Genomic DNA, 18937 nt, shown 5'->3' with positions numbered 1-18937 from the left:
ACGATTAGTTTATTCAAAAATGCAAAGGACGGTCATAAGAGGCCAATACCGCTTCATGCATTGCTTCCGATAAGGTTGGATGCGGAAACACCGTTTCCATCAATTCCGCTTCTGTCGCTTCCAGTGTACGGGCAATGCCAAAGCCATGAATCAGTTCGGTGACGTCCGGACCACACATATGCGCTCCCAACAATTCACCGGTTGCATCGTCAAACACGGTTTTGACAAAGCCGTTTGCTTCTCCCAACGCAATCGCCTTGCCGTTTGCTACGAACGGAAACCGCCCTATCCGCAGCTTTCCGCCACGAAGTTTGGCTTGCGCTTCCGTCAGACCAATGCTGGCGACTTGCGGATGGCAATATGTGCAAGACGGAATCTGCGTCGCCTGCAATGGATGGGCACTTCCATGCCCTGCAATACGTTCGACACAGACCACAGCTTCGTGACTGGCTTTGTGCGCGAGCCACGGACCGCCGGCAACATCGCCGATGGCATACAGCCCCGGAACACCGGTAAAACCCCAGGCGTCGGTAACGATATGCCCTGATTCCACCTTCACGCCAACATCTGCGAGATTCAATCCATCAGTGTTACCGACAATACCGACCGACAGCAATACCCGCTCAACATCAATCTCGATATCCTCTTTGTCGTGTTGCAATAATACCTGAACCCCATTCGCATGCGACGTCAGCTTAGTCATTGAGGCGGTATTCAAGATGCGCACGCCCTGCCCTTCAAACGCCTTTTGCACAAAGGCGGAAATATCCTCGTCCTCAATCGGCAGAATTCTATCTTTTGCCTCAATTACCGTCACCTTGCTGCCCATGTGGCTATAGAAACTGGCAAATTCCATACCTATAGCGCCACCGCCTACGACCAGCAAAGATTCGGGGAGCGTATCAGCAGCTAACGCATGCCGGTAATTCCAGATGCGATCGCCGTCGGTGGCCATGCCCGGCAGATCGCGTGCTCTCGCTCCCGTCGCCAGAATGATATGAGATGCATGCAGCATCAACGGTTTACCACCGGCGACACCCGACGAATCGACTTGGCTGACCTCCAGTACGCCGGCCGAAAGAAGACGCCCCTGTCCCATGAAAACCTGAACCTTGTTTTTCTTCAGCAGATGACCAATGCCTGTATTGAGGCGCGCAGCAACCTCGCGCGAACGTCCGATCACGCGCTTGAAATCGAACGACACGCCGCTGGCGCGCAGGCCCAAGTCCTCTGCATGCTGCATTTGACGGTACACGCTCGCCGTGTGTAACAATGCCTTGGTCGGAATGCACCCCCAGTTGAGACATATGCCGCCCAGGTGCTCACGCTCGACCAGCGCCGTCTTCAATCCCAATTGTGCAGCCCGAATCGCGGCGACATAGCCACCCGGCCCACCGCCCAGCACGATCAGATCAAACTGCCCAGCCAGTTGCGTACTCAAACTCATGTTGTTTTCCTTACTTGTCATGTTGCGGTGGTGGCCAGCTCATCGCGCAAGACGCGTTTGAGAATCTTGCCGCTCGGGTTGCGCGGCAGCAGCTCGCGCAGGATCAGATGTTTAGGCACTTTGAAGCTGGCCATGTGCGTACGGCAGAACGCTGCTAACGTCGGCAGATCCAGGTTGCGCCCACTTTGCAACACCACGACTGCCGCCACGCACTCTCCCCAGCTCGGATCAGGCAAACCGATGACGGCAACGTCGGCAACTTCCGGTAGCATGAAAATCACGCGCTCGACTTCTGACGAGGCAACATTTTCACCGCCGCTGATGATCATGTCCTTCTTGCGATCTGTCAGGTAAAGAAATCCTTCTTCGTCCAGATGGCCAACGTCGCCGGTGCGGAACCAGTCGCCGAAGAAGCTTTGGCGCGTCTTAGTTTCTTCCTTCCAGTATCCGCGGGTGACTTTGGGGCCGCGCAGGCAGATTTCCCCATCCTCACCAATGACCACCGGGTTGCCGTTATCGTCACAGATGCGGATAGCCACATGCGGCATGGCCCGCCCGGTCGAACCGATTTTTTCCATTTCGCGGCCGGCTTCCATCATGGTGTCGCCGCTGCAGGTTTCTGTCAGTCCATAGGCATCAACATAACGGCCGCTACGGAACAGTTCGCCGAACGCCAGGATGCGTTTTTCGGGAGTTTTCTCGCCACCGCCGATCGCCCACCGAAAACTACTCAGATCGTAGTCGTCAGATTTTTCGTGCGCCAGCAAACGCCCTACCATTACCGGTGCGAACCATGCGCCGGTAAGCCGCTCCGTCTCGATGGCGGCAAAAACCTCCGCCTCATCGAAATTGCGCTGGATCAGTATCATGCCGCCGAGGTGGAGCACCGTCGTGCCGGGCAGGTCGAAAGCGCCCACGTGATACAGTGGCCCTACCACCAGCAAACGCTCCTCGGCGGTCAGGGACAGCGCCGCGATGTGATCCAGCGATTTCCAGTAGTAGTTGTCATAGGTATGCATCACGCCCTTGGGACGATCGGTCGTTCCCGAGGTATACATCAGGCGGAAAAGATTTTCCGGGCGGCGTATCGCCATCGGCGATGCAGCAGCATCCTGCGACAGGACACGGCTATCGCTCTGTGTCGCCGCATCGACCAGCACTACCGACGATATTCTCGCAACAACCGCGGCATATTCTTCGTCGGCGAATAACAGTACAGCTTCGGCATTGTCGGCGATGTATTCGATTTCTCCGGCGGACAGGCGGAAATTGATCGGCAGAAAAATGGCCCCGATATGACTGACGGCCAACGCAATCTCGATGAAAGCCGCACTGTTTTTCATCGCCACGGCCACGACCTGATCAGGCGCTACGCCGCGCGCCTGTAACCAGCCCGCCATGCGCAATACCCGATCAGCCAGATCGGCATAGCTGACGCGTTGCCGCTCGTAAATGATCGCCAGCCGATCCGGCGTACGGCTGGCGTGATACAGAATATGGGCGCTTAGATTAACCATGACAATGTCTTCGTCTCCGAATTATTATTTTTTTATTAATATGACTTTGGCATGCCAAGATCATGAATGGCAATGAAATTGAGCACCATCTCTTCTGCCACCGGCGCAAACCGGAACAAGCGCGCGTCGCGCCACAGCCGTTCAACGTGGAATTCCTTGGAATATCCCATGCCGCCCATGGTTTGCATGGAACGTTCGGTGGCGTCGGCTGCGGCTTGCGCGGCGATCAGCTTGGCAATATTGGCGTCGCTGCCGTACGGTTTGCCCTCGTCGCAAAAGGTTGCTGCGCGACGGTTCATGAGACGTGCGCACTCCAGTTCGGCATACGCCTGCGCCAGCGGAAACTGCAGTCCCTGGTAGGAGCTGATCGGTTTGCCGCCGAATACCTTACGCTGATTGCCATACTCCACCGCAAGATTGATCGCCAGCCTGCCCGCCCCCACCAGACCGGCGGTAGTCACGATGCGTTCGGTATTAAGGACATCCAGCAGTTCATTCCAGCCATGATCCAGGGTGCCGAGCAGTTCGTCTGGCTTGATTCGGACGTTATCGAAAAATACAGAACTCGACGGCAAGGTATGGGTGCCCAGTTTGTCGATGGCCGTATGGCTGATGCCGGCGCGGTCGGTGTCGATCATGAACATGCTGATGCCCTCAGTGCGGCGCTTGATCTGGTCCTGTTTGAGCGTCCGCGCAACCACCAACATTTTGTGCGAAGTCGGTACCGCCGTGATCCAGATCTTCTGACCGTTGAGGCGCCAGCCATCGACGTCGGGAGTCGCGAAAGTACGGATCTCCAGCGTATTGCTGCCGGCGTCCGGTTCTGTCAGCGCCATGCAGCAATGCATCTTGCCGGCAATGATTTGCGGCAGCCATTCGCTTTTTTGCATTTCGGAACCGAAACGGGAGACCGAAACGCCGCCGAAAATCGGGTTGACCATGAACAACTGGCCCAAAGTGGCCCCGCCGCCAGCTTCCGACAGTGCCTCGACAATGAGCGCCATGTCGAACATGCCGAGACCACTGCCGCCATATTGTTCCGGCAATGCCACGCCGCACAGACCGGCATCGCAGATGGCCTTCCAGATGGCATGCGGGAAGGCCTTGGCAGCATCTTGTTCACGCCAATATTCGACGCCGAATTCGGTGCCGATACGACGTGCGGTTTCGACCATCATCTGCTGTTCGTCTGATAAAGAAAAATCCATTTTTTTATTCTCCGTTGGAATGTGGAACACCGACCAGTAGCGTCATCGGTTGCGCCAGATAAGCAGTGACGCGACTAAGAAAAGTAAGACCGGATACGCCATCCAGAATGCGATGGTCGGCCGCCAGCACCAGCCCCATTTCTTGCCGTAGCGACGGCCGCCCTTCGGCATCGGGACGAAACACGCTGCCAATAGCGCCGACGCCGAGGATCATGGCCTGGCCAGGATTGATGATGGGTGTCATGTAACGCACCTGATGCATGCCGGCATTCGATACCGTGACAGCGCCGCCGCCAGTGTCGGCCAGCGTCAGCTTGCCGTTACGGGCGCCATCAACCAGCCGCCGCGCCTGCACGCCGAGCTGATCCAGACTTTGGCGACCGGCATCGCGCAGCACCGGCACCAGCAAACCACGGTCGGTATTGACGGCAACACCAACGTCGGTGCTGCGGAAACTGACGATCTTGCCATCGGCCCAGATTCGGTTCGCTTGCGGCAAATCTGCCAACGCACGCCCGACTGCCGCCAGCACAAAGTGATTGAGCGTGAATGGTGGGCGCGATGCCAACTGTTGCAATGCGTTGAGTTCTTTGCGCAACTGCAGCAAGGCATCAATCTCGACATCGACCGCCAGATAGAAATGCGGCACTTGTTGTTTAACTTCGGTCAGGCGCCGCGCGGTAGTCTGCTGGATCGAATCCGGGCTGCTGCCGATTCCCATATCGCGACCGGCCACTGCGCTTGCAACTGCGGGGGCCACCACTGGCTTCGGTGCGCTGGCCTGCGCCGGTATATCGCCGGCTTTGATGCGGCCACGTGGTCCTGATCCCGTAACGCTGGCGATAGCGATGCCGCGTTCAGCCGCGATGCGGCGCGCCAGCGGAGTCGATATGATCCGGCCTGCGGTCGACGGTACCGCCACGATTGGCTGTGATAGCTGCGGCTGCGCCCCGGCAATGCCTGCACTCGTTGCCGGGTTAGCTTCAATGATCGCAACAGATTTCGTCTGTGGCGGCGTTGCTGCGGATGCATCGGCAGCAACGCCGGTGCTGCGCCAATAACCGACGATCACGCCGACGGCCACGGTAGCTCCGGTTTCTACTGCTATGCTGTCCAGCACGCCATCGGCTTCGGCTGGCATTTCGGTGGCGACTTTGTCGGTTTCCACCACGAACAGGCTGTCGCCGGCCTTGAACGCCTGGCCCGGCTTGACGTTCCATTCTGCCAAAAACCCTTCGGTCATGGTCAGGCCGAGTTTGGGCATGAGCAATGCATTGGTCATCGCTCAGGCTCCTTTGAAATCGGCTTTGCGTTTTTCCAGAAACGCGCGGCAACCTTCATGCGCATCACGGGTATCGAGCACTAGTCCGATCATCGCCTGTTCATGCGCCAGCGCTGCGCCCAGCGGCATTTCGGCGCCGTGCCGCAAATTGCGCTTGAGCAGTTTCAGCACCAGCGGCGATTTGTCTGCAATCCGGGCTGCCATTGCCAAGGCCTCATCCATCAGAGCGGCACGCGGCACACTGTGATTGCATAAGCCCAGCGCCACCGCTTCCTGCGCCGTGATCTGATCGCCGGTAAACATCAGTTCCTTGGCCCGGCACAGTGGCATCTGGCGAATCACGCGCTGTGTGCCGCCGGCGCCGGGAAACAGGCCAAGTGTGATTTCCGGCAAGCCAATACGCGCCTCTTCGGCAATCAGGCGAATGTCCAGTGTCAGCAGCAATTCAGTGCCGCCACCAAGCGCCCAGCCGTTGATCACGCCGATGGTCGGCTTATCGCTGTTTTCAAAACGACGGAACACGCGATGTATCACTTCGGCGAATTCGTTGTAGTGCGCCAGCCCCTGACGGCTGTTGAGATCGACGATATCGCCACCGGCTACAAAGGCCTTGTCGCCGGCGCCGGTGATCATGATCACGTGCACGCCGGGATCGCCTTCCAGCGTGGTCAATGCCTGTTCCATTTGTTCCAGCGTGGCGACATCAAGGGCGTTGAGCTGGTGCGGCCGATTGATGGTGATGATGCCGATACGTTGTTTTATTTCAGTCAATATGTTGTCGGTATGCAGGGTCATGTGAGTATCCGTTCCAGACTAAGTTGAATAGCTAAACTGCGGCGCCGAGCTGATGCGCTCAGGCCAGCGTCTTCTGTACCGCCGCCACCAGTCGCGCCGGGGTAACCATGTAGTGTTGTTCCAATGCGCTGGAAAACGGTACCGGCATGAATGGCGCCGCCACCCGCACGACTGGCGCATCCAGTTCATCAAAGCCATGCTCTGCAATCCAGGCGGCAATCTCGGCGCCGACGCCGAACGCTTGTACCGCTTCATGCGCCACCACCACCCGATGCGTGCGTGCCACCGAGGCCAGCACGGCAGCCTGATCCCAGGGCTGAATCGAGCGCAGGTCAAGCACTTCGACACTGATGCCATCACTCTCCAGCTGCGCTGCCGCCGCCAATGCGTGATCGACCGTCGAGCCGTAAGTAACAATGCTGACATCTGTGCCGGCACGCGCGATGCGGGCGCTGCCAATGGTTGCGCGCTGGTTCGGGTCGACTTCGCCTTTCTTGCCGTACATGCCTTTGTGCTCGACGAAGATCACCGGATCGGGATCGTCGATGGCGGCGCGCAGCAGTGAATAGGCGTCCTGCGGTGTCGACGGGCACACCACTTTCAAGCCCGGAACATGAGCCAGCCATGCCTCCAGACATTGCGAATGTTGCGGGCCGGCGCTCAAGCCGCCGCCATGCGGGGTGCGCAATACCATCGGCACATGACTACGGCCACCGAACATGAAACGCGCCTTGGCTGCCTGATTGACCAATGCATCCATGGCCAATGTGATGAAGTCCATGAACATGATTTCCACCACCGGCTTGAGACCGCCCATGGCGGCGCCAACGGCGGCCGATACGATGCTCGATTCGGAAATCGGGGTATCGCGAACGCGTGCAGCGCCGAATTGCTCGACCAGGCCGCGGGTAGCTTTAAAGGAGCCACCGGCAGCGGCAACATCCTCGCCCAGCACGATCACGCTGTCATCGCTGCGCATCGCATCGGTCAACGCCAGATTGACGGCTTGGGCAAAACGTAACTCAGACATGCTGCAACTCCTTCTCTGCTACGGTATAAACATCTTGCAGCGCCAGTTCGAAATCCGGTTGCGGCGCGGCCCTGGCGATTTCAATTGATGCAGCCACACGTTGTTCGATTTCATCAATGACTTGCTGCAGCCCGGTCCCGCCGAGTCCGCCTTTGAGAAGAAGCTGTTCAGCACGTTTGAGCGGATCGACATCACCGGTCGCTGCCACTTCATCCTGCGGACGGTACTTTTGTGGGTCGCCTTCGTAATGGCCGCGCACACGATGTGTTTTGCATTCGAGTACCTGCGGCTGCCCGGCTCGGGCTAGCGTCGCCGCCTTCTGTGCGGCCGCTGCGACCGCTTCGACATCGTTGCCGTCCACCAGAACGTGCTCCAGCTTGAACGCCTGCGCCAGCTTGCCTAGCTCGGCGGCGAACTGGTCCTTGGTCGGCGAGAATTCCGACCAGCCATTGTTTTCGCACACGAACAGAATCGGCAGTTTCCATAGTGAAGCCATGTTCAGGCTTTCGTGCAATACCCCTTCCGCCATCGCGCCGTCGCCGAAGAACACGACCGCCACGCCACCGGTCTTGCGCACCGAATGCGCGATCGCGCTGCCCAGTGCAATCGGGATGCCGGCGCCGACGATACCGTTGGCGCCGATAATGCCCAGCGCCATGTCGGCCACATGCATGGAACCTCCGCGTCCGCCGCAGATACCGCCGGCCTTGCCCATGATTTCCATGAAGAACATATCGAGATCGATTCCACGTGCCAGCACGTGGCCATGGCCGCGATGATTGGTGGCCATCGAATCCCTCTCGTCGAGCGCCGCCATGACACCGGCTGCAATCGCTTCCTGGCCGATGCTCAGGTGGATGAAACCCGGCACTTCACTGTCCGCGAATAGTCGTGACAGCTGCGTCTCGACCGTGCGGATCAGGCGCATGGTGCGATAGCGCTGCAACAGTCCGTCTTGTTTGATACGTTTTGTCATTGTGTTTCCGGTTAAAAAAGGTAACGCCCACCGTTGACACTGAGTGTCTGTCCGGTCACATAGCCAGCCTCTTCGGACACGAGATAAGCTACCGCGTAAGCAATATCGTTCGGTTGCCCGGCACGCTTCATTGGCATCCCCTTGGCCACTGCTTCCACGTCGATGGGGCCTTCGCGCACCAGCGGCGTGTCGACGAAGCCAGGCGGGACATGATTGACGGTGATTCCCTTGTCGGCAAATTCGATCGCAAGGGCTTTGGTGAACCCGATCACCCCACCCTTGGACGCAGCGTAATGCGCCATCGCGGGCGCGCCGGTCTGCGCGGAAGACGATGAGATATTGACAATCCGGCCCCAACCAGCTTCCAGCATGTCGGGAATAAATTCCTTCGTCACCAGGAATGGTCCCTTCAGATTGACGCCGATGATCCGGTCCCACACGTCCTCGGTAAGGCTGGTGAAGGGCACGTAGCTGCTGATCCCCGCATTGTTGACAAGAATCGAGATCGCGCCGAGTTCTGTTCGAGTGCGCGCCGCAGAGATGGCGATAGCGCCGGCGTCCGCAGCGTCTCCCACTATGCCGATTGCTTTGCCGCCCGCTTTACGAATGATGTCGACCGTTTGTTCCGCGCCCTCTGCATTGAGATCCCAGACCGCAACAGCTGCGCCTCGAGCGGCGAGCACTGTCGCGATTCCGCGGCCGATTCCACGGCCGCCGCCAGTAACAACAACATTTTTTCCATTAAGTAGCATTTCTATTTTTCCTTTTATTGATGATGCTCGGGCATGCGCTCTGGTCAGGAGCTCAGTGCTTCGCGAGCTGCAGTACGGGCGGCGACCGCAGCGGGAAAACCGACATAGCCAGATGAGTGATAAATCACTTCGGCGATTTCATCCTCGGTCAGGCCATTCGTAAGAGCAATCTTGACGTGCGTGCGCAATTCGGTGTCGGCATGAAGGGCAATCAGGATCGCCAGCGTGACCAGGCTGCGGTCACGGGCGCTGAGTCCATCCCGTGCCCATAACGCTCCCCAGACACTCACGAGGCCAATCTCGACGAGCTCTTCTCCGAACTTGCCGTCGCGCAGATCAATGTCGCCGTCCGGGAAAACACCCGGCAATGCCGCGCGTAACGCCACAATTCCCTCCGCGCGCAAATCGGGGGTTGCTTTCACACCGGACGTCGCTTTCTTTTCAACGGTCATCTTTCTTCTCCTATGCTAGAGGCGCTTCCGCCTCACCAGGTCACCGGTAGTTCTTCGATGCCGTATGCCAGCGAATCGTGCTTGAACCGCAGCTCTGAAAACGGCACAGCAAATTTCAGCGTAGGAATACGACGTAATAGGGTTGGATAAACGACCTGAAGCTCAATGCGTGCGAGCTGCTGCCCGATACATTGGTGCGGTCCCCAGCCGAAGGCATGGTGATGACGCGCATCGCGAGTAATATCGACCTTGGTCGGATTGGGGAATGCCTCGGGGTCGAAATTGGCTGCGGGCAGCGACGATACGATACCTTCGCCGGCGCGGATGACCTCGCCATTGAATTCAATATCCTCAAGTGCGATACGTCGTTGCAGCAAATGAGGAATGGTCAGATAGCGCAACAGCTCCTCGACAGTGCTGGCTACGATCTTCGGATCGTCGGTTTCGCGCAGCAGCTTCATCTGGTCGGGATTATCGAGCAGCAGCGCGGTTCCTAACGAGATCATGTTGGCGCTGGTTTCATGCCCTGCGATGAGAAGAATGACACCTAGCTGCACCGCATCCGCCATCTCAAGATCGCCGTCTTTCACACGTTGCCCGAGATCGGAAACCACGTCTTCTTCGGGATTGTCCATCTTCTCTTGAATCAGCTTGCCAATATATTCCCCAAGGGCCTGCGTCGCCGCGCGGTTGTCGTCGGGAGATTGGTCACGGGCATTGGCAACCCTCGAATGCTTCTCGAAAAAATCATGATCCTCGTAAGGAACACCGAGCAGGTCGCATATCATCAACGACGGCAGTGGAAGCGATAACGCCTGGACCAGATCGGTCGGCTTCGGTCCTGCGAGCATTTTGTCGATCAGATCGTCGGTAGTCTGCTGGATCTTTGGGCGGATCTTTTCCATCCGGTGGCGCGTGAACGAGTTCGTCATCATCCGACGCAGTCGCGAATGCTCCTCGCCATCAGTATCGAAGATCGTCTTCGGCCGGTCGTGGATGGTTTCTGCGATCGCCCGGTTCATGAAGGGAAAGTTGGGCAGATGATCGTTGGCACTGACACGTGGATCGGACATGATAGTACGCTGTGCCGCATGCGACAGAAGAATCCACGGCGTGCTGCCGTCCCAAATACGGACCCGGGTAATCTCGACCCCGGCATTTTGCAGCGCGCGTAGTTCAGGTGACGGCATAAATGGGGCTGCCGGATCCCTCGGGGTCGGATAGTCGAGGATTTTCCCGGGTGAATTGCTTACGGTGGCGGTCATGTTGTCTCCTTGTTTATTTGATAAATTCAGCCAGCGACGGTCATTCCTCAACGCGAATGGCGAGCGCCGGGCATGCTGCGGCAGCCTGACGGACGTTCGCCGCTTCTTCCGGCGGAGGGTTCTCGTTCACAAAGAAGACGATGCCGTCTTCCTCGCGTTGGTCGAAAACATTAGGCGCGTAGAGCACGCACTGCCCTGCTGCGACACACTTTTCCTGGTCGATGAAAATCTTCATTTCAAACTCCTTTTATGGTTGCTTTAAACTGATCGAAAAAAATTTGGCATACTGAACCAGCCCTGCCCTCCTGCGAACATGCTCAATGACTGATTCGATTTGCGTCCATCGCGTTAATCACATCCTGCCGGTGCTGACGAACTTGCTTTGGCATGTTCCAACCCAAGACACCTGTCACGACTCCGGCGCTCGTGTATCGCGCGACGAACCGGCGCGCAGACAGGTCGCCCGCGATAATTTCCGCTTCCGCCTCAACCCCAGCCGAGATAACACCGAACACTTGAATCTTGACGTCGAACTGATCCGTCCAAAAATAGGACACCGGAGCATATGGCGCGTCGTTGCCAAGGATTCCCGCCGCGACGGCTTCAGCCTGCTCGGTGGCATTGGTCCGATTCTCGAAGCGAGTCAGACGGCCCAGTTTCTCGTGATGCCAACGCGCGACGTCCCCAACCGCATAAATTCCGTCCGCAGCCCTGCAACGGGAATCGCAAACGACGCCGTTGTCGATGCGTAACCCGCTACCGGCGAGCCATTCGGTTGCGGGCGATGCTCCGATCGCGACCACCACCACATCTGCCGGCAATTCTTCACCGTTTGCCAAACACACGCCGGTGACGCGCCCTCGATGACTGGTCAGACTCGTGATGCTTGAGCCCAGACGCAGCCGCACGCCGTGTTCCTGGTGCACCTGTGCAAGCAATCCGGAAGCAAGTGGCCCAATCTGAGCTGCCATAGGCGCGGCGAGCGGCCCCACGAGAGTCACATCCAACCCCAACATGCGTGCGGTGGCAGCGATTTCCGAACCGAGCACTCCCTCTCCCACTACAACAACCCGCGAAGCCGAAAGCAGTTCGGCACGAAGCGCTAGCGTATCGTCGAGCGAGCGAAGAACGTGCACGCCGGCGAGAGATTCCTGTCCCGGTAAATGTCGCGCGCGGGCACCCGTCGCAATTACAATCGCATTCGCTTCAAAAAAACGTCCCGACACCGTACGTACGGTTCGGGCGTTTACGTCCAGCGCCACCGCCGCGTCACCCAGGACGAAATCAGCATCGAGTGCAGATATAGCCTGCGCGGGCCGCAGTGCTGCCCGCTCTGGCTCCCAGGCGCCGTGAAGGACTTGTTTGGACAAAGGTGGACGATCGTAGGGCGCATGTGGCTCGTCGCCGATCAAGGTGATCTTCCCTTTGTAGCCTCCACGTCGTAGCGCCTCTGCAGTGCAGAGACCGCCGGCCGACGCGCCGACGATCAGTACGCTATCAGGCGCACTCATTGGCTCACCTCACCGCCTTCGGATGCATCGTCCAACGTGCTGAACGCGCTTGCTCCAGAAGGGGTCCCCCGAGGATCGCCCGGTTGCAGCGCTGTGGTGAATCCCCATGGGATGCCGTGGCTGCTGTCCGGTCGGGTGACAATGGTTTGCTCAGATCGCTCGCGGATGCCGACACCCAATGTGGCGAGATGACGCTCTACCCGATCGAGGTCTGACACCTTCCAGGTAATGGCATAGTAGGAGTCGTTCGGCGCATGCTTTACCAGATCCGCGTGGGCGGGTGTTCCTGGATCAGGTACAGCGTATTCGAGCAACACGTCAGCGACCGTGACAAAAATGCTGGCAGTGCCAAGGAGTTCGTTGCGGCCTTGATGCACGACCGTACCGCCAAGTGCGTCCACTGCAAAGCGTAGCGCGCGCTCGGGCTGACTAGTCAGAATAGTATGGTGCGAACAGTGCTCGATTCCCAGCGGATCATCCGCCTCAACCGGACCGAGCGTCCAGCCCGGGGTGGCCCGCGGATCAAGCGGGAACGGACCTTCGCGGAAGAACTGGTATTGCATCCCGGCGTCCTCGGGAACCGCGAAGAAGGTCACGACGCCTCCGCCCGGTGAGAGCGGTGGTTCGTCGCCTTCTGCGACCTTATCCGACAGATCCATGCAGCGGATGCCATTGCGCCGCAGCGCGTGATAGAAATTTTCCATGCCATCGATGTACCAGCCCAATCCCCTGAGGCCAGGCGTCTGCACAGTTGGATAGCGCTGTCGGCCGTTAATGAAGTGCAGCTTCGGGTCGATGCTGTCAAAAAAAACGTCGCGGATTACCGTAAAGGTCGAATACTCAGTGGGATACTCGGGCTTTGACGGCAGGATCGCCGTCAGCGGCGTGCTCTTTCGCCCGAAGGCGCTTGCAAACCATTGTTCGGTTTGTGCCAGGTCAGGCGTTTGCGCAGTCGGATGGAACAGCCGCGCGACGCGAAAATCGGTTGGCTCTTTGCTGGCGGAATTGTTCATAACGTATACTCTCCGGTGCGCTGCGCCACTTTATCGTCGTTGCCATCATGACCAGATTGCGACATGGTGAAAGTACTGAATTGACTGCTCCGACTCTTCGTCATGACGTCGAACAGCACGCCCCGACCTGCCGGATTAATCAAGAACGTGCGCGGTTTTCCCGGAATGTTGCTGCCGAAGTAGTAGCTGTGCTCCGGGCTAAAGGGCGAATAGGCGGCCATGGCGCTGACCATGTTGCTCCACTCATCCTCTGCGGCCCGACTCGGTTCGACGACGTTCTGACCATGCTCGCGCATGTAGGCGAGCAATTCCATGGTGAAGTCGACCTGGTCGCCGTTATAGCGAGGGTTGTTGGCTGCGGCGCCATGCGGCCCGCCGGGGAAGAAAAGGTTGGGAAAGCCAGCGGCCTGAATCCCCATGAACGTGTGTGGCCCGTCCTTCCATGCGTCCTCCAGCGCGACACCGTTATTGCCGCGAATACCCATACGCTGAAGCGCACGCGCGAAATCGAAACCGGTTGCCCATACGATGACGTCGAATTCCTGGAAACCATCCTCGGTTTCAATGCCCTTTGCCGTCACCTTCTGAATCGGCGTTTCCTTGAGTGAGACCAGCTTGACGTTCGGCTTGTTAAACGCCTCGTAGAATCCGGTTGCATAGGGTGGACGTTTCTGGGCATAGATATGGCTTTTGGGGATCAGCTTATCGGCCGTCGCCGGATCCTCGACGATTCGGCGAATCTTGCCTGCGATGAAATCGGAAAACTCCTTCCTGAGATCAGGATTAGTGAAGAAGTCGCTGTAATTGGCAGTCATCTTCGAAAAGCCGGGGCTGTTCCATAGCTTTTCATAGAAAGCCTGGCGATCTTCAACACTGTCGTCGGTGGAGGCTCGGTCGTACGGCTGATGCAAAAAGCCACTGAGGCTGGTGTCCAGTGTCTGCTTGATCGCCTCAAAATTGGCGCGCAGTTCCTGCTGTTCTTCTTCGGTGATGGGCCGGTTGTTGAGCGGTGTGCACCAGTTCGGCGAACGTTGGTAGACGGTCAACGAAGCCACCTCGTCCGCGATCGCGGGAATGATCTGGCCTCCGCTGGATCCGGTACCGATCACAGCAACGCGTTTGCCTTTGAAGTCCACGGGCGTCGTAGGCCAGAGCCCGGTGTGGTAAGACTCTCCGGTGAAGTCCTCACGACCCAGGACAGCAGGATAATACGGCACTGACAGTACGCCGGTGGCGGCTACCAGGTAGCGAGCTTGATAGCTCGTTCCGTCGCTCCCCTGGACGGTGTAGCTGCCACTTTTCTCATCAAACACCGCTGAAGTGACGCGCGTTCCTAACCGGATGTGACGCCGCAGGTCGAATCGATCAGCGACATGATTAAGATAGCGTTCAATCTCGGGCTGCCCGGCAAAATGCTCCGACCAGCGCCACTCGTCGTAGAGTTCCTTAGAAAATAGGTAGGCGTAGGTATAGCTCTCCGAATCGAATCGGGCCTCCGGATAACGATTCCAGAACCACGTGCCGCCAACCCCGTCGCCGGCTTCCAGCAGCACGGCGCTGAGACCGGCTTCAAGCGCCCGATACAACTGGTAGAGTCCGGTAATGCCTGCTCCGACGATCAGCATTTCTACGCGGGGCGGGGCAAAAGAGTCATGAGTAGCTAGTGATGTCATGATTTTTCCTTTTTGACTGTCAGAGTGAGTATGCGAAAACGGCGATGTCGCTGAGCGTAGCGTGGTACACGTCCGGAATCGCCTTCATGAAATTGATTTCGGCGGCGTGGCAAGTACCAATGACCATCCTCGCTCTCGATGGAACGCCGGCGGCTTGGAGCTTGCGGTAATAAGCGAGGCCTTCGTCGCGAAACGGATCCAGTTCGTTTACCGAAATAGCATGGGGAGGAAGTCCTTCCAGATCGGCTTCGCTTGCGTGATAAGGCCATGCCAGCGGATTGGTGGCATTTTCCCCGTCCGGGTCGTAGGCGATGGCGGTCGCTGCGACCACGGCCAAAGGCGTATAAAGGCCATCATTCTCATACAGTGACTGCAGTTCGGGCCGCTTGTTGACGTAGGAGTTCGAGATATACGGGCAAAGGGCATAGACGCCGTCAACCTCATGCAGCCTGTCGTCACGCTTGGCCTTGAGGGTGGCTGCCAGGCCAAGGTTAGCTCCTCCGGAGTCGCCCGATATGACCAGTTTTGAGATGCCGAGTCTCGCCTTGTGTTTGCTTACCCACCGGAGCGCGGATGAGACGTCGTTGAGACCCGCCGGAAATGGGTGCACGCCCAATCGTCCCGTGGCATTGCGGAATTCGACGCCAATGACGACCATCTTTTTGGCGGCGAGGTCGTTACGCCAGCGGGTGTAAAGCGGGCCTTCGGCATCGAGGATGCACATACCGCCGCCGTGCAAGTGCAGCACGCCGGGCACCGGACCGTCGACACCGGTCGGGTGATGGATGAACAGTGTAATTTCGTTTCCATCAACGCCCACGATCTTCTCGACCGTGGTAGTTACGCCCTTTACCGGCGGCATGCCTGCGACCGACGACTCAAAAAATTCGACGGAACCTTCCTCGGCCGCTTTGAGATACTGGCGAATACCCTCAAGCGGCGTACTTGCGTTGATATAGACCGGCGGATCTCCGGCCATTTGCATTGTGTCCAGCGCGGCGACGAGACGTCGGTCAGCGCGCGGGTCGTCCCTGATTACGAGATCGGGATTGCCCAGCTTTCCGGGGCGGTGTAATTGAATATCGGTCATGTTGTTATCCTCTAATATTGGTTTCTCATTACTCTGCGGAAGTGGGTAAGCCCATCCTCTGCATGCATTCAAGGTGGTATCAGGCAGTCGCACCGCCGTCGACGGGCACCGCGACACCGGTCATGAAACTCGATGCGTCAGATGCCAGGAATAGCGCCATATGCGCCATGTCTTCTGGAGTTCCCATTCGCCGTAGCGGAACGGAGGCCGAGATCTCCTCCATCGTCGCCCTCACAATTCCGTCTGCAATGTCGCGTCTTAGCGCAGGCGTATCTGTCGCCCCCGGACAGATCGCATTCACCCGTATGCCCTCAGGAGCTAACAGTTGAGCGATCGACTTGACGTACTGAATCAGGGCGGCCTTGCTCGCTGAATAGGTCGGGAAGAACGACACTGCCTTCAGACCGGCAATCGACGAAGTACAAATGACCGACGCTGAACGTGACTTGCGTAACAGCGGCAAAAACCGCTTTGTCAGGATCATCGGAACCCAGACATTGATCGTCATGCAGGTGTTGAAGCTCTGTGCGTCGTAATCGAAACCGGCCGGTGCCGGCAATCCGGCATGGTTGAACAAGATGTCCAAGACATCGTGCTCACGCAGGAACGCGTCGACGAAATCATTGAGGGCGGCCTGGTTGACCAGATCCACATGATGCGACTCAGCCGAACCTCCCGCACGTCGAATTTCGGCGACGGCTTCATCTGCAGCCAAGCCATTTCGATCGACGATGACGACATGTGCTCCTTGAGTAGCGAAGAGCAGCGCTGAAGCTCGGCCCATCCCGGAAGCCCCCCCGGTGATCAGGGCGGTCCTCCCGGCGAGCGATATATTTTTGTCGAACGTGCTAGTCATAAATCTTCTCCTTTTTTGATACTCAACCATTCATGCTCTACCGCGAATTTCGTTGCTTAGCTCATGTTGTTTTTCCGATAGCTGAGCTAAGCGGGTAAGTCATGTGGAGCGATAGTGCAGTGCCCCGTTGCTTCGCTCCCGAAGCAACGGATCTGCCTTTCTCAAAAGATCCAATACAAACTGAGCAGGGCACTAAGCGAACTCCCCTCCCCTTTAAATTGCGACAAGCTTGGCTTGTCCGTATAGCCCAGTCCGGCAGTGGCATAAAGGCCCGGCATGACGTGATACGTATAGGCGGCAGTGATGCTGTTCGATTCGCCGATGGGATAGAAATTTGTAAAGGCGGAATAGACGTTCAAGGCTTTCTGAAGATATTTGTTCGCCTTGTTGTGGCTATAGACGAACGAAAGCATATCGCTTGGCCTACTCGCAGATGGCCCTACCAAGTAAGCGCGCGCCTCAACGTACTGAGTAAAAGGGGTCGATTTTTGATCGCCATACATAAAACTTCCGCCTACATACACGCCTCTGTAGGCCGTATATGGTGACGCAGGAGCCGACTGGGTAATTTGATAATCCGCGAGTGCATAAAGTCCATACGCCCCGTTCTTCGTTGCGTGGGGATCTTGCAGCATGCGGCTGTAATCCGCGAACGTCGATGTGTTGTACATGTACCCGGCACGGAGCCACGTAAATGGCGTGTTCGTCGCAGATGGGCGCTTGTAGCCGATCTCGCTGATGTACAATTCGCGCGTTCCCGGAACTGAGGAATTGAAGGCAAGGCCAGATGGATTTGCATTCACCTCGTCATAAATGGAGTTTCCCGTAGGTCCAAGGACCGGCAGACTGCGTTGAACTGCCGCCTGCGCATACAGCTTGTCTGTGATGTTCCATTTAATACGCAAATTTGGCGTGCTTATGCTGTTTGGCGACATGCCCAAAACAATTGGAATAGACGCCGACGGGCCGAATGGATTGACGACCATTCCACCGACGAAGGTCCCGGCGAATTCCGGCAGGTTTGCAAAATAGCCTGCCTTGACTTCCAGCTTTTTGTCCAGAAACGTCTGGTACCACGATATGCCATTGAAACGAAATGTATTTGGGTTGTACTGTTGGTCTGTACTGGCGCCGAAATTCGCTCCAACCGCAATCTGCCCATCAGGCACCCCGTACTGACTCATGTCGTACGTCAAAAATGCAGAGTTCGCCACCATGATGCTGGGACGTTGACCAAAATACGAACGCCCGCCCGCGCAGTTGTAGTTAAGACTGTTCTGCCCGCAAGGCGCATAGCCCGATGAAGGAATCCGGCCTGGCGTATCGAGGAGATTGTTCTGAAATATTGCTGAACCCTGTACCGAAAAACCAAAGCCATGGGAAGCCAGGTTAGTCCGCCAATTTCCATCGTCGGCCACCAGGCTGTCGCCGTAGGATGGAAACATCACATTCCATCCTTTGTATCCATACTTCGCGTCCAAAGCACGGCCTCGCTCAGCAGACGTCGGTGGCGCCGACATGCTCAATGCAACAGGCGACTCCGGTACCACGACGACAGGTGACTGAAGCTCGGAAACCTGCGTTGTGACGGATTGTTCAGCAGCCTTGGCCGGCCACGCGCTGATCGCAAGTGCACTCAGCGCGACTCCAGAATACGCGAGCGATCGACATCGAAAGCGCTCGACTTTCTTTCGCCCGGAGATTACATCGACAGAACTCCGCCCGGATAAGCGAATCATATGGGCGATACCAATAGTATTGAAACTCATTTGCTCGTCTCCTAAATTATTTTGTTTTCTATTATTTCCGTCGAATCTCTAGACTTCCGCAGGTCTTAGGTTTCTAAGATCTGCAACCGCGGTTTGCCTTCGGATTCGACGTACCCGGAGACCGCGATGTTCTGCTCCACGCTGGCGTGGTGATGTTTCGATGAGAATGAATATGTGGCTTTCACTCCCGATAGATTCAGAACTGCTTCTGTCGCCCCATTGCCAGAACCTGGATAAATGGCGGCTGTTCCGGGTAGTCGAATCATTCCGTGTCTCCGTCTTGTGCACCGTTGACGGCGCT

17 protein-coding genes are annotated in these 18937 nt (G+C 57.4%); all 17 read right to left on the bottom strand.

Annotated elements, in window-relative coordinates; all coding sequences use genetic code 11:
• Window positions 1–13: 13 nt before the first annotated feature.
• Complete coding sequence (gene lpdA, locus BM029_RS10805) at window positions 14–1447, bottom strand: dihydrolipoyl dehydrogenase (RefSeq protein WP_092435849.1); 1434 nt, start codon at window positions 1445–1447, stop codon at window positions 14–16.
• A gap of 17 nt (window positions 1448–1464) precedes the next feature.
• On the bottom strand, window positions 1465–2964 hold the full coding sequence (locus BM029_RS10800; RefSeq protein ID WP_092435847.1) for an AMP-binding protein: 1500 nt from the start codon (window positions 2962–2964) through the stop codon (window positions 1465–1467).
• Window positions 2965–2999: 35 nt separating this feature from the next.
• On the bottom strand, window positions 3000–4172 hold the full coding sequence (locus BM029_RS10795) for an acyl-CoA dehydrogenase family protein (protein WP_092435845.1): 1173 nt from the start codon (window positions 4170–4172) through the stop codon (window positions 3000–3002).
• Window positions 4173–4176: 4 nt separating this feature from the next.
• The gene (locus BM029_RS10790) at window positions 4177–5454 is read right to left on the bottom strand and encodes a dihydrolipoamide acetyltransferase family protein (RefSeq protein ID WP_092435842.1); all 1278 of its coding nucleotides are present in this window, start codon (window positions 5452–5454) and stop codon (window positions 4177–4179) included.
• Between the two features lie 3 nt (window positions 5455–5457).
• Complete coding sequence (locus BM029_RS10785; RefSeq protein WP_092435840.1) at window positions 5458–6249, bottom strand: enoyl-CoA hydratase/isomerase family protein; 792 nt, start codon at window positions 6247–6249, stop codon at window positions 5458–5460.
• Window positions 6250–6307: 58 nt separating this feature from the next.
• Entirely contained in the window at window positions 6308–7279 is a 972-nt protein-coding gene (locus BM029_RS10780) for an alpha-ketoacid dehydrogenase subunit beta (RefSeq protein WP_092435838.1), read from the bottom strand.
• Window positions 7272–8255: a thiamine pyrophosphate-dependent dehydrogenase E1 component subunit alpha gene (locus BM029_RS10775; protein ID WP_092435835.1), complete on the bottom strand. Its 984-nt coding sequence runs from the start codon at window positions 8253–8255 to the stop codon at window positions 7272–7274. The genes BM029_RS10780 and BM029_RS10775 overlap by 8 nt, the downstream gene beginning before the upstream one ends.
• A gap of 11 nt (window positions 8256–8266) precedes the next feature.
• Window positions 8267–9007 carry an SDR family NAD(P)-dependent oxidoreductase gene (locus BM029_RS10770; protein WP_092435833.1) on the bottom strand — a complete coding sequence of 247 codons (741 nt, stop codon included), beginning with the start codon at window positions 9005–9007 and terminating at the stop codon, window positions 8267–8269.
• A 44-nt stretch (window positions 9008–9051) separates the two neighbouring features.
• On the bottom strand, window positions 9052–9459 hold the full coding sequence (locus tag BM029_RS10765) for a carboxymuconolactone decarboxylase family protein (RefSeq protein WP_092435830.1): 408 nt from the start codon (window positions 9457–9459) through the stop codon (window positions 9052–9054).
• 32 nt (window positions 9460–9491) lie between these two features.
• Window positions 9492–10724: a cytochrome P450 gene (locus tag BM029_RS10760; RefSeq protein WP_092435827.1), complete on the bottom strand. Its 1233-nt coding sequence runs from the start codon at window positions 10722–10724 to the stop codon at window positions 9492–9494.
• A gap of 40 nt (window positions 10725–10764) precedes the next feature.
• Window positions 10765–10959 carry a ferredoxin gene (locus BM029_RS10755; protein WP_092435823.1) on the bottom strand — a complete coding sequence of 65 codons (195 nt, stop codon included), beginning with the start codon at window positions 10957–10959 and terminating at the stop codon, window positions 10765–10767.
• 82 nt (window positions 10960–11041) lie between these two features.
• Window positions 11042–12235 (bottom strand): NAD(P)/FAD-dependent oxidoreductase, encoded by a 1194-nt coding sequence (locus BM029_RS10750; RefSeq protein WP_092435821.1) that lies wholly within the window; start codon window positions 12233–12235, stop codon window positions 11042–11044.
• The gene (locus BM029_RS10745) at window positions 12232–13248 is read right to left on the bottom strand and encodes a VOC family protein (RefSeq protein ID WP_211482464.1); all 1017 of its coding nucleotides are present in this window, start codon (window positions 13246–13248) and stop codon (window positions 12232–12234) included. The genes BM029_RS10750 and BM029_RS10745 overlap by 4 nt, the downstream gene beginning before the upstream one ends.
• Entirely contained in the window at window positions 13245–14921 is a 1677-nt protein-coding gene (locus tag BM029_RS10740) for a flavin-containing monooxygenase (RefSeq protein ID WP_092435819.1), read from the bottom strand. The genes BM029_RS10745 and BM029_RS10740 overlap by 4 nt, the downstream gene beginning before the upstream one ends.
• A gap of 19 nt (window positions 14922–14940) precedes the next feature.
• Window positions 14941–16011 (bottom strand): alpha/beta hydrolase fold domain-containing protein, encoded by a 1071-nt coding sequence (locus tag BM029_RS10735; RefSeq protein WP_211482463.1) that lies wholly within the window; start codon window positions 16009–16011, stop codon window positions 14941–14943.
• A gap of 79 nt (window positions 16012–16090) precedes the next feature.
• Window positions 16091–16867, bottom strand: a complete 777-nt coding sequence (locus BM029_RS10730) for an SDR family NAD(P)-dependent oxidoreductase (RefSeq protein WP_170851047.1) — start codon at window positions 16865–16867, stop codon at window positions 16091–16093.
• A gap of 161 nt (window positions 16868–17028) precedes the next feature.
• Window positions 17029–18636 (bottom strand): carbohydrate porin, encoded by a 1608-nt coding sequence (locus BM029_RS10725; protein ID WP_092435813.1) that lies wholly within the window; start codon window positions 18634–18636, stop codon window positions 17029–17031.
• Between the last annotated feature and the right edge of the window lie 301 nt (window positions 18637–18937).

The sequence above is a fragment of the Collimonas sp. OK607 genome, assembly GCF_900111995.1.
Lineage (GTDB): Bacteria > Pseudomonadota > Gammaproteobacteria > Burkholderiales > Burkholderiaceae_D > Collimonas.
This window is presented reverse-complemented; position numbering and strand designations above follow the sequence as displayed.